The sequence below is a fragment of the Falsiroseomonas sp. HC035 genome (assembly GCF_050563525.1).
In the GTDB taxonomy this organism is placed as follows: Bacteria; Pseudomonadota; Alphaproteobacteria; order Acetobacterales; family Acetobacteraceae; genus Falsiroseomonas.
In genome coordinates, this window is record NZ_JBNXUN010000007.1 from 247218 (window position 1) to 257936 (window position 10719).

11 protein-coding genes and 1 pseudogene are annotated in these 10719 nt (G+C 70.4%); 7 read left to right on the forward strand and 5 right to left on the reverse strand.

The window, feature by feature from the left end; translation table 11 throughout:
* The first annotated feature begins 1 nt into the window (after position 1).
* From ACLF3G_RS17175 to ACLF3G_RS17185, 3 genes are read left to right on the forward strand one after another with little or no spacing between them, the layout of a single operon-like run.
* On the forward strand, positions 2-967 hold the full coding sequence (locus tag ACLF3G_RS17175) for a tripartite tricarboxylate transporter substrate binding protein (RefSeq protein ID WP_430670622.1): 966 nt from the start codon (positions 2-4) through the stop codon (positions 965-967).
* Entirely contained in the window at positions 964-1932 is a 969-nt protein-coding gene (locus ACLF3G_RS17180) for a Bug family tripartite tricarboxylate transporter substrate binding protein (RefSeq protein WP_430670623.1), read from the forward strand. The genes ACLF3G_RS17175 and ACLF3G_RS17180 overlap by 4 nt, the downstream gene beginning before the upstream one ends.
* Positions 1929-2699, forward strand: coding sequence for an enoyl-CoA hydratase/isomerase family protein (locus ACLF3G_RS17185; protein ID WP_430670624.1), 771 nt, complete (start codon positions 1929-1931; stop codon positions 2697-2699). Before ACLF3G_RS17180 ends, ACLF3G_RS17185 begins: the two co-directional genes overlap by 4 nt.
* A 45-nt stretch (positions 2700-2744) precedes the next feature.
* Here ACLF3G_RS17185 and ACLF3G_RS17190 read toward each other — a convergent pair.
* The 3 genes and pseudogenes from ACLF3G_RS17190 to ACLF3G_RS17200 all read right to left on the reverse strand — a co-directional run.
* Positions 2745-2840 (reverse strand): annotated as a pseudogene (locus ACLF3G_RS17190) (PEP-CTERM sorting domain-containing protein); the annotation flags it as partial.
* A gap of 674 nt (positions 2841-3514) precedes the next feature.
* Entirely contained in the window at positions 3515-3973 is a 459-nt protein-coding gene (locus ACLF3G_RS17195; RefSeq protein ID WP_430670635.1) for a PaaI family thioesterase, read from the reverse strand.
* Positions 3961-4698, reverse strand: a complete 738-nt coding sequence (locus ACLF3G_RS17200; RefSeq protein WP_430670625.1) for a class I SAM-dependent methyltransferase — start codon at positions 4696-4698, stop codon at positions 3961-3963. The genes ACLF3G_RS17195 and ACLF3G_RS17200 overlap by 13 nt, the downstream gene beginning before the upstream one ends.
* A gap of 82 nt (positions 4699-4780) precedes the next feature.
* Between ACLF3G_RS17200 and mutM the strand changes: the two genes are divergently transcribed.
* The 4 genes from mutM to dnaA all read left to right on the forward strand — a co-directional run bounded on the left by mutM (position 4781) and on the right by dnaA (position 8723).
* Positions 4781-5683 (forward strand): bifunctional DNA-formamidopyrimidine glycosylase/DNA-(apurinic or apyrimidinic site) lyase, encoded by a 903-nt coding sequence (mutM, locus tag ACLF3G_RS17205; protein WP_430670626.1) that lies wholly within the window; start codon positions 4781-4783, stop codon positions 5681-5683.
* 13 nt (positions 5684-5696) lie between these two features.
* Entirely contained in the window at positions 5697-6473 is a 777-nt protein-coding gene (locus ACLF3G_RS17210; protein WP_430670627.1) for an enoyl-CoA hydratase, read from the forward strand.
* Positions 6474-6600: 127 nt separating this feature from the next.
* Positions 6601-6879, forward strand: a complete 279-nt coding sequence (rpsT, locus tag ACLF3G_RS17215) for a 30S ribosomal protein S20 (protein ID WP_430670628.1) — start codon at positions 6601-6603, stop codon at positions 6877-6879.
* Positions 6880-7205: 326 nt separating this feature from the next.
* Positions 7206-8723, forward strand: a complete 1518-nt coding sequence (dnaA, locus tag ACLF3G_RS17220; RefSeq protein WP_430670629.1) for a chromosomal replication initiator protein DnaA — start codon at positions 7206-7208, stop codon at positions 8721-8723.
* Between the two features lie 158 nt (positions 8724-8881).
* Here dnaA and ACLF3G_RS17225 read toward each other — a convergent pair whose 3' ends face one another.
* Complete coding sequence (locus ACLF3G_RS17225; RefSeq protein ID WP_430670630.1) at positions 8882-9301, reverse strand: hypothetical protein; 420 nt, start codon at positions 9299-9301, stop codon at positions 8882-8884.
* Positions 9298-10488: an amidase gene (locus tag ACLF3G_RS17230; protein WP_430670631.1), complete on the reverse strand. Its 1191-nt coding sequence runs from the start codon at positions 10486-10488 to the stop codon at positions 9298-9300. The genes ACLF3G_RS17225 and ACLF3G_RS17230 overlap by 4 nt, the downstream gene beginning before the upstream one ends.
* Positions 10489-10719: the final 231 nt, after the last annotated feature.

The following is a 10719-nucleotide window of genomic DNA, read 5'->3' on the forward strand; positions in this document are numbered from 1 at the left end:
AATGAACCGCAGGACACTTCTTCTCGCCGGCGCCGCGCTGGCGGCTCCGCGCATCGCCGCGGCGCAGGCCTGGGCGCCGACGCGTCCGATGCGCATCGTCGTACCCTTCGCGCCGGGCGGCGCGGCGGACACGGTGGCGCGGCTGCTGGCGGACCCGCTCGGCCAGGCGCTGGGCCAGACGGTGACGGTGGAGAACCGCCCCGGCGGCGGCACCACCATAGGCGCCATGGCGGTGGCACGCGCCGCGCCGGATGGGCTGACGCTGCTGTACGCCACGCCCAACGTGCAGATCCTGAACCCGCACCTGATGCAGAACCTGGCCTATGACCCGGTGGCGGATTTCACGCCCGTCATCGCCATCCTGCGGGCGCCGAAGCTGCTGGTGGTGCGGCCGGACAGCCCGGCGCGCGATGTCGCCGGGCTGATCACGCAGGCGAAGGCGCAGCAGGGCGGCATGACCTACGCTTCGGCCGGCGTTGCGTCCTCGGGCCACCTCGCCGCGGCGATGTTCGGGCAGATGGCAGGGATTGAATTGCTGCACGTCCCGTTCCGCGGCACCGCGCCGGCGGTGCAGGAGGTGATGGCCGGGCGCGTCGACTTCATGATGGACAACATCGCGACCCTGCTGCCGCTGGTGCGCGACGGCCGGCTGCGCGCGCTCGGCGTCAGCACGGCGGATCCGGCCGCGGCGGCGCCGGAGCTTCCGCCGGTCGGGCGCACCCTGCCCGGCTTCCACGACGCCAGCTTCAACTACCTGCTGGCACCGGGTGGCACCCCGCCGGCCATCATCGCGCGGCTGAACGCCGAGCTGAACGCCATCCTGGATTCCGCGCCGCTGGCCAGCCGGTTCGAGGTGCTGGGCATCGAGAAACTGGGCGGCACGCCGGAAGCCCTGGCCGCGATGGTGCGGGAAGAATCCGGTCGCTGGGGGCCCGTGATCCAGAAGGGAGGCATCCGCATCCAATGACGGCAACCCTCACCCGCCGCGCGGTCTTGGCCGCCGCGCTCGCCGCACCCTCCCTGGCGCTCGCACAGAGCTTCCCGAGCCGGCCGCTACGGCTGGTGGTGCCCTTCGCCGCGGGCGGCTCCGCCGATGCCTCCGCGCGGATGCTGGCGGAACCGCTGGGCGCCGTGCTCGGCCAGTCCGTGGTGGTGGAGAACCGCCCGGGCGGCGGCGCCACCATCGGCGCGCAGGCGGTGGCACGCGCGGCGCCGGATGGGCATACGCTGCTGTACGGCACGCCGGGGCCGCAGATCGTGAACCCCTACCTGATGCGGTCGGTGCCGTATGATCCGGTGGCGGATTTCGCACCGGTGTCCGGCATCAAGCGCGCGCCGAACCTGCTGGCGGTGCATCCCGGCGTGCCGGCACGTTCCCTGGCGGAGCTGATCGACCTCGCCAAGGCGCGACCGGGCACGCTGACCTTCGCCTCCTCCGGCATCGGCTCCTCCTCCCACCTGGCGGGGGAGATGCTGAAGTTCCTGGCGAAGATCGACATCACCCATGTGCCCTATCGTGGCACCAGCGCGGCACTGACGGACCTTCTGGGCGGCACGGTGACGATGGCTCTCGACACGCTGTCGATCCTGCTGCCGCCGTCGCGGTCTGGCAATCTTCGCGCGCTCGGTGTCACCACGCCGCAGCGTTCGGCCCTGGCCAATGATCTTCCGGCACTGGCGGAGACGCTGCCCGGCTTCGATGCCGCGCCGTTCAACTACATCGCGACGACAGGCGGCACGCCCGCACCGATCGTGGCGCAGCTGAGCGCGGCGGTCCAGGCAATCCTCGCCCGCCCCGACTACCGCGCGCGGATGGAAGCGCTGGGGGAGGAGCCTACGCCATCGACGCCCGAGCAGCTGGCGGAAACCATCCGCGCCGAAAGCGCGCGGTGGAAACAGGTGATCGAAGCCGCGGGGATACGCGCCGAATGAGCTTTTCGACAATGCGTCTGGATGTCGCGGATTTCGTGGCCACGGTGACCCTCGACCGCCCGCCCGTGAACGCCCAGAACGGCGCCTTCCGGGACGAGATCGTGCGGATGTTCGACGAACTGCACGACCGCGACGATGTCCGCGCCGTGGTGCTGACGGGCGCGGGAAAAACCTTCTCCGCCGGCGCGGACCTGAAGGACCGCCCAGCACGCGACACGCCCGGCGCCTATCCGCGCCACAACCGCCTGGTGCGCGCCGGCTTCGACTGCGTGATGGAATGCGAGAAGCCGGTGATTGCCGCGGTCAACGGCGCAGCGATCGGCGCCGGCTGCGTCCTCGCGCTGTGCTGCGACATCCTGGTGGTGGCGGAGGAGGCGTTCCTGTCCATGACGGAGGTCGATGTCGGCCTCGCCGGCGGCGTCAAGCATGTCCGCCGGCACCTGGGTGAATCCGATGCGCGGCTGATGATCTACACGGCGCGGCGCATGACGGGGCCGGAGTTGCTGCGGATGAATGCGGCCTCGCTCTGCGTGCCGCGCGACCAGGTGGTGGCGGCCGCGCAAGGCATCGCAGCGGAGATCGCGCGCAAGGTGCCGCTGGCGGTGCGCGCGGCGAAGCGCAGCTTTCAGGTGACGGAAGATCTGCCGCTGCATGAGGGTTATCGCTACGAGCAGTCGCAGACCGTGGCCCTGGCCGCGACGGAGGACACGCAGGAAGCGCTGCGTGCCTTCGCCGAGAAGCGGGCGCCCGTCTTCAAGGGGCGCTGAAGCCTTTGGGCTGCGCAGGTCCGCGCAGCCCGTGGCAGGCCGGGCTCACGCCTGCTGGCGGCGCCGGCGGCGGGCCAGCCCCAGACCGAGCAGGCCGGCGCCGAACAGCGCCATGCTCGCGGGTTCCGGCACCGGGGTCGGCGGTGGCGTGGTGCCACCGTTGGTGTCGAAGAAGGTGATGTGGGAGAAGCCGGGATTGCCCGGGAAGTAGGTGTCGAGGTCGGCGGTGAAGGAGGTGATCGCCGCCGTCAGGTCGTAGAACAGCGCGAAGCCGTTCGCCTGCTTGATGGCGAAGTAGTGGATTTCCGGGTCGCCCGCCCCTGGAGTGTAGGTGAAGCTGAGCTCGTTGGTCGCGTTGTTCAGGCTGACCACGAATTCGCTGCCGGTGATGGTCGGGAAGTTGCTGCTGATGTCCTGTCCGCCGCCGGAGTCCCTCTTGTAGATGGCGGGCGAGGCGCCGGGGGTGGCGCCCTGCTGCGTGCCGGTGGTGGTGGCGTAGCAGTTGCTGAAGCCACCCGCGCCGCCGCATTCGGTGCCGCTGAAGTTGCCGGCGTAGATGACGGCGGCCTTGGCCGGGCCGGCGCCCAGCGCGAGACCCGCGGCCAGAACGGTTGCGGCCAGGAAGGTCGAGGGGGTTTTCATCGTGCTTGGTCCTCCGTGTTTCCCCTTTCGGGGTAGTCACGGAGGAGCATGAACCGTGCCACTCGAAACGGTTTCATCAGCCTGCTGATATTCGTCGCATTTTTGATGTATACTATCACCCTCTCTCGTCAGTTGACGCGCGGCGTCAATTCCATCGACAGGGTCCTTACCTTTCAGCGCCCTCCCGGCGAGGCCGACATCATGGTGGCCAGCATGGTGGCGACCAGCGTTTCCACCCCGCCCGCATTCCGCACGAAGACATCGGCGCGACAGAAGCTGAGGGTGCGCCCGGGCTTGAGGACCTGGCCGCGCGCGACGGCCGTGGCGCCGCTGGCCGGGCGCAGGAAGCTGCATTTGAACTCGACGCTCAGAACCTCCCCACCCCCTGGTCCCTGGGCCGGCAACAGGCTCATGGCGGCAAAGCCGCAGGCGTTGTCGGCGAGCGTGGTCAGCACCCCGGCGTGGAACAGGCCGTGATGCTGGGTCAGGCCGGGGCTGAAATCCGCCTCGATGGTGCAGGCGCCGGCCTCCAGCGCCACCAGGCGGCCACCCAGCGTGGCCATGAAGCCCTGGGCTGCGAAGGCGGCGACGACGCGGGCGCGGGCGGCGTCCTCCAGGGCTACAGGCGCCAGCCGGAGTGGATGGCGACGATGCCGCCCGAGAGGTTGCGATGCGCCACGCGCTCAAGCCCGGCGTCGCGCATCATGTCCTCCAGCGTCTCCTGGTCCGGGAAGCGGCGGATGGATTCGGCCAGGTATTCGTAGCTCTCGCGGTCCTTCGCCACCCGGGCGCCGATTTCCGGCAGCACCTTGAAGGACCAGGTGTCGTAGATCCGCGCCAGCGGCTCGATCCCCACCTTGGAGAATTCCAGGCAGTGGAATCGGCCGCCCGGGCGCAGCACGCGCCGGGCCTCACGCAGCACGGCGTCCTTGTCGGTGCAGTTGCGCAGGCCGAAGGCGATCGAGACCTTCTCGACACTCCGGTCCGGCAGCGGGATGTGCTCGGCGTCCACCACGGCGAATTCCAAGCCCTGGGTGATCCCGCGGTCCAGCGCCCGCTTCTGCGCGACCTCCAGCATCGCCGGGTTCACGTCGGTCAGGATGACCCGCTTCGCGCCACGCTCCAGCGCGCCGAAGGCGATGTCCCCGGTACCGCCCGCGAGGTCCAGCAGCGTCTCCCGCGGTGAGGCCGCAATGGCGTTGACGAAGATGCGCTTCCAGATGCGGTGGATGCCCAGCGACATCAGGTCGTTCATCAGGTCGTAGCTGGGCGCCACGCTGGCAAAAACCTCCCGCACCAGGGAGGCCTTTTCGCCGCGCGGCACCTCGCGGTAGCCGAAATCCGTCGTATCGCTCATCCAGCTACCTTGCCGTGCGTACCGCCGGCGGGCAAGCAAGCGTCCCGCCGCGCAATCTGGCCCGCGGCAGCACGAGGAAAAAATGCCGGAATTGCCGGAGGTGGAGACGGTGATGCGGGGGCTTCGGGCGATGCTCGAGGGAAGGCGCATCCGGCATGCCGAGACCACCCGGCCGGACCTCCGCTGGCCGTTTCCGGAGGGGCTCGGCCGGCGGCTGACCGGCGCCACCGTCACCGGCTTCCGGCGACGCGGGAAATACATGCTGGCGCGGCTGGATACCGGGGAGAGCCTGCTGATCCACCTCGGCATGTCCGGGCGGATGGTGGCGCGGCCCGCTGGTGCGGCGCCCGTGCCGTGGATGGGGCCGCAGGGCCTCGCCTCCGACGCGCGTGGCCACAACAACCCTCCCGAGGCGCATGAACACCTGGTGATGGAGACGATGGACGGCACCCGCATCGGCTTCGTCGACCCGCGCCGCTTCGGCAGCATCGACCTGGTGCCGACGGTGGCGGAGGATGCCCACAAGCTGCTGGCGGGCATGGGGCCGGAGCCGCTGGAGGCCGATTTCACGGTGGCCAGGCTGGCCGCCTCCCTCGCCGGGAAGCGCACCCCAATCAAGGCGGCGCTGCTGGACCAGCGCGTGGTGGCCGGGCTCGGCAACATCTATGTGGCGGAGGCGCTGTTCCGCGCCGGCCTGTCGCCGCGGCGGGAGGCGCATACGATCCCCGGCGTCCGGGCCGGCCGCCTGGTGCCGGCGATCAAGGCGGTGCTGGAGGAGGCGATCGGCGCCGGTGGCTCCAGCCTGCGGGATTATGTTCGGGCCGATGGCGAGCTTGGCCGCTTCCAGGACCGGTTTTCCGTCTACGACCGTGAAGGCCAGCCCTGCCCGCTGTGCCCCGGCCTGGAGGCCGGCGGCTGCGCCGGCGTGTCGCGGATTGTGCAATCCGGCCGCAGCAGCTTCTACTGCGCCCGCACGCAGAGATGAGGGGGAAGCCGGCATGTCCTACGAGATGATCCTGGTCGAGACGCAGGGCCGCGTCGGCGTCATCACGCTGAACCGGCCGCAGGCGCTGAACGCGCTGTGCGACCAGCTGATGACCGAACTCGGCGAGGCGCTGCGCAGCTTCGACGCGGATGCCGCCATCGGCGCCATCGTCCTGACCGGCTCCCAAAAGGCCTTCGCGGCGGGGGCGGACATCAAGGAGATGAAGGACCGCGACTTCCCGGCGGTGTATTTTGACGACTTCATCGGCAAGCGGTGGGAGGATGTGCTGCGCATCCAGAAGCCGGTGATCGCCGCGGTGGCCGGCTTCGCGCTGGGTGGCGGCTGCGAACTGGCGATGATGTGCGACCTGATCCTGGCCGCCGACAACGCGAAGTTCGGCCAGCCGGAGATCAACCTGGGCGTCATCCCCGGCGCCGGCGGCAGCCAGCGCCTGACGCGGGCCATTGGCAAGTCGAAGGCCATGGAGATGATCCTGACCGCCCGCATGATGGATGCGGCGGAGGCCGAGCGCGCCAACCTGGTATGCCGCGTCGTGCCGCTGGAGGCCCTGATGCCGGAGGCGCTGAAGATGGGCGAGAAGATCGCCAGCCTGTCCGCACCCTCCGTCGCCATGGCGAAGGAGGCGGTGAACGCGGCCTTCGAGACGACGCTGCGCGAAGGCGTGCGGCTGGAACGCCGGCTGTTCCAGTCCCTGTTCGCGACTGCCGACCAGAAGGAGGGCATGGCCGCCTTCGCCGAGAAGCGGCGCCCGGATTTCCGCCACCGCTGAGCGCCCGGCAGGCCCCGCGGGCACGCGCGCATTGACTCCCGCGCGGCCCGGGGGGTAGTAACCCGGCCTTCGCTGGTGGCTTCCGCCGCTGGCACCCGCAACAAATGACTGGTCAGACAACACCGCCATGGCGAACACGGCTTCCGCACGCAAGCGCATCCGCCAGACCGAGAAGCGCACGGAGCGCAATCGCGCCCGCCGTTCGCGCGTCCGCGGCTTCATCCGCAAGGTCGAACAGGCGATCGCCGGTGGCGACAAGGCCGTGGCGCAGGAAGCGCTTCGGGCCGCGCAGCCGGAAATGCAGCGCGCCGCCGACAAGGGCGTGTTCCACGACAACACGGTGGCGCGGAAGCTGTCCCGCCTGTCTGCCCGCGTGAAGGCCATCGGCGCCCCCGCCCAGGCCTGACGCCCCCCAGGGTCTGGCCAACGGGCCGACCCTGATCCTGCCCTTCCCGACGACATGGCGCGCTACCTTCCGAGAGGCAGGCTGCGTGCTGTTGTCGTTGCGAAATGTAGTTCCAGCGGCCTCGCCTGTTCTTCCGTGGCAATGCCGTAATCTGCGAACCCGCCAGTAATCATTTGCGCCGGTCGACGGGGTCGCGGTAGCCTTCCGATGGTCGTAGCAAGCCGGGACGTCCGGTGCGCGGCTTTCCTTCGCGGCCGGATCCTCCGGTGCCGATCGGTCACACGCAGAGCGCCCGCAAGGGTCAACGAGGTTGGCAGGTGCAGCACATGGAGCATGCGGTCGGGCCGTCATCTCCGTCCTCCGCCACCCAACTGGCCGAGGTCTGGGCCCGCATCCGCGGCCGGCTGAAGGAGGAGGTGGGCGAGGTCGAATACCGGACCTGGCTGCGCCAGATGACGCTCGCCGCGGTGCAGGGCGAGGAAGCCACCATCCTGCTTCCGACCCGCTTCCTGCGGGACTGGGTGCGCGGCCATTATGGTGACCGGCTGCGCGCGCTTTGGCAGGCGGAACTGCCCGCCATCCGCCGCCTGGATTTCCGGGTGCAGCCCGAGGTCCGCGCCTCGGATGCGCGGCCGGCGGAACCGGAAGCCACTGAAACCGCTCTATCTTCCGACAGCCCGGTCATGCCCGCGACCAGCCAGCCACGGGTGACGGCACGGCAGTTGGCGGAGCCCGCGGAACACACCGGCCTGGCGGAGCCGCTGGGCCGCGCGCCGGAGCCGCGGGCGGAAAGCAAAAGCGAATGGTCGGCGCCGCTCGATCCGCGCTTCACCTTCGACAGCTTCGTGGTCGGCAAGCCGAACGAGTTCGCCCATGCCTGCGCCCGCCGCGTGGCGGAACGCCCGGCCAGCCCGGGCTTCAACCCGCTGTTCCTGTATGGCGGCGTCGGCCTCGGCAAGACCCACCTGATGCACGCCAGCGCCTGGGCGATCCGGGAGTTGGCGGTGGCCGCGGGACGGCCGCCGATGACCGTCGCCTACATGTCGGCGGAAAAATTCATGTACCGCTTCATCGCCGCGTTGCGCAGCCAAAGCACGATGGAGTTCAAGGAATCCCTGCGCAGCGTCGACGTGTTGCTGATCGATGACCTGCAATTTCTGATTGGCAAGGACAATACACAGGAAGAATTCTTCCACACCTTCAATGCATTGATCGACGCCGGCAAACAAATCATCGTCTCTGCGGACAAATCACCGTCCGATCTGTCGGGAATCGAGGATCGGCTGCGGACCCGGCTCGGCTGCGGCATGGTGGCGGACCTGCATGCCACGACCTATGAGCTGCGCATCTCCATCCTGCAGACCAAGGCGGTCACGCAGGGCGTACCGGTGCCGGCCAAGGTGATGGAGTTCCTGGCGCACAAGATCACCTCCAACGTGCGGGAGCTGGAAGGCGCGCTGAACCGCCTGATCGCCCACGCCAACCTGTTCGGCCGGCCGGTGACGATGGAGGGCGCGCAGGAGGTGCTGCACGACGTCCTGCGCGCGCATGACCGCCGGGTGACGATCGAGGAAATCCAGAAGCGGGTGGCGGAACACTACAACATCCGCCTCACCGACATGTCCTCCCCCCGCCGGGCGCGAGCCGTGGCGCGGCCGCGGCAGGTCGCGATGTACCTGGCGAAGCAGCTCACCAGCCGGTCCCTGCCCGAGATCGGCCGCCGCTTCGGCGGGCGCGACCACACCACCGTGATGCATGCGGTCAGCCGCGTCGCCGAACTGATGCAGGCCGACAGCGCCTTCGCCGAGGATGTTGAGCTGCTGCGGCGCATGCTGGAGACGTGATTCTAAGCCTCAGACGCCGGCGCGGCCTCCGGCCGCTTGGCTTCGCGCCATAGGGCGCGGCCGCCATTCGGCGGCTCGCCCGCCTGCGGCAGGCGCAGGGTGCGCTTCAATCCCTGGCTGGCTGCATCAGGCGCCGGCGCGGCCTCCGGCCGCTTGGCTTAGCGCCATGGGGCGCGGCCGCCATTCGGCGACTCGCCCGCCTGCGGCAGGCGCAGCTTGCGCTTCAATCCCTGGCTGGCTGCCTCAGGCGCCCGCGCGGCCTCCCGCCGCTTGGCTTCGCGCCATAGGGCGCGGCCGCCATTCGGCGGCTCGCCCGCCTGCGGCAGGCGCAGGTTGCGCTTCAATCCCTGGCTGGCTGCCTCAGGCGCCCGCCCGGCCTCCCGCCGCTTGGCTTCGCGCCATGGGGCGCGGCCGCCACTCGGCGGCTCGCCCGCCTGCGGCAGGCGCAGGGTGCGCTTCAATCCCTGGCTGGCTGCCTCAGGCGCCGGCGCGGCCTCCCGCCGCTTGGCTTCGCGCCATGGGGCGCGGCCGCCATTTGGCGGCTCGCCCGCCTTTGGCAGGCGCAGCTTGCGCTTCAATTCTTGTGGTGCGGTTCCAGCGCCAGCGTCTCCGCCGCCGCCAGCAGTTCTGCGTCACGGTAGGGCGCGGCGATCAGCGAGAGGCCGATCGGTACGTCGTCCAGCGTGCCGGCCGGGATGTTCACCTGCGGCAGCCGGCACAGGCTGGCGACGCAGGTCAGCGCCAGGGTGCGGTCCCGGAACGCCATCTGCGCGGCAACCGGTGCATCCCGCAGCGGCGGCAGGTCATGCGCCGTCGGTATCACCAGGACGCCATCCTCGCCCAGCAGCGCCCGTATCCGCGCGGATAGCCGCTCGCGCGCCCGCCACGCCGTGGCGATCTCGCCAGGGGTCACGGCGGCCGCCTGCGCCATGCGGTCACGCACCGCGGGGCTGAGCCGGCGGCCGGGCCGCATCGCCCAGGTCCCGTGCGAAGCCCACAGCTCACCCAGTTGGAGCGGGCGGAAGGTGTCCAGCCAATGCGCCGGGCCTTCCTCGTACAGCGTCACCCTCGCCGCCCGGCCGAGTCCCTGCGCCGCATCCAGCAGCGCGGCGCCGAGCGTCGGCAGCGCCACCTCGAAGGCGTCCTCGGCCAGCATCAGCCGCGGCGTCCCGGACCGGGCCGGGCCGAAGAACGCCTCCCCCACCCGGCGCAGCAGCGCGGCGTCGCGGGCGAACCAGCCCACCGTGTCGATGCTGGGTGCCATCGGCATGACGCCGGCCACGGAGACGCGGCCATGGCTGGTGCGGATGCCGTACAGCCCGCAGAAGCTGGCGGGCACGCGGACCGACCCGCCGGTATCCGTGCCGAAGGCGAAGTCGCAGAGGCCGGCCGCGACCGCGGCGGCGGAGCCGGAGGAGGACCCGCCCGGCACGCGGTCCGGCGCCCGTGGATTGATCGGGGCGCCGTAATGCGGGTTCTCGCCGAACAGGCCGCTGGCGAGTTCATCGGTGTGGGTCTTGCCGACCAGCGTGGCCCCGGCGGCAAGGGCCGGCAGCAGCGCGCTGGCGGAGGTAGCGGAAACAGGGGCTTCCGCCAGCCGGTCCGGATTGCCCCAGCCGCTGCGGGTACCGGCGACATCGAACAGGTCCTTGGCCGCGAAGGTCAGGCCGGCGAGCGGGCCTTCCGCGGCGCCATCGATGCGCGTCTCGCCATGGCTGACGAAGGCGCTGGCGCGGATGGCCGCGAGGCTGGGGCCACCATTCATGCCGGGCTCGATCCACGGTTGCGGTGCAGGGAAGCGCTCATGGAAACCTCCGGGTCCGGCGCTTCGGGCGCCTTGTCGCGCGGCAGCATGCCGCCATCGGCTTGCTGCATCGAGCCCCCCTGGCTGGCAAGTCGCGTGCCATGACGTGATCCCGAGACTCGCCCTCCGACTTGCCGGCTCGGGCGCGGCATGGTCATTCTGCCCGCACATGGATGCCGCCAGCGACCTCTC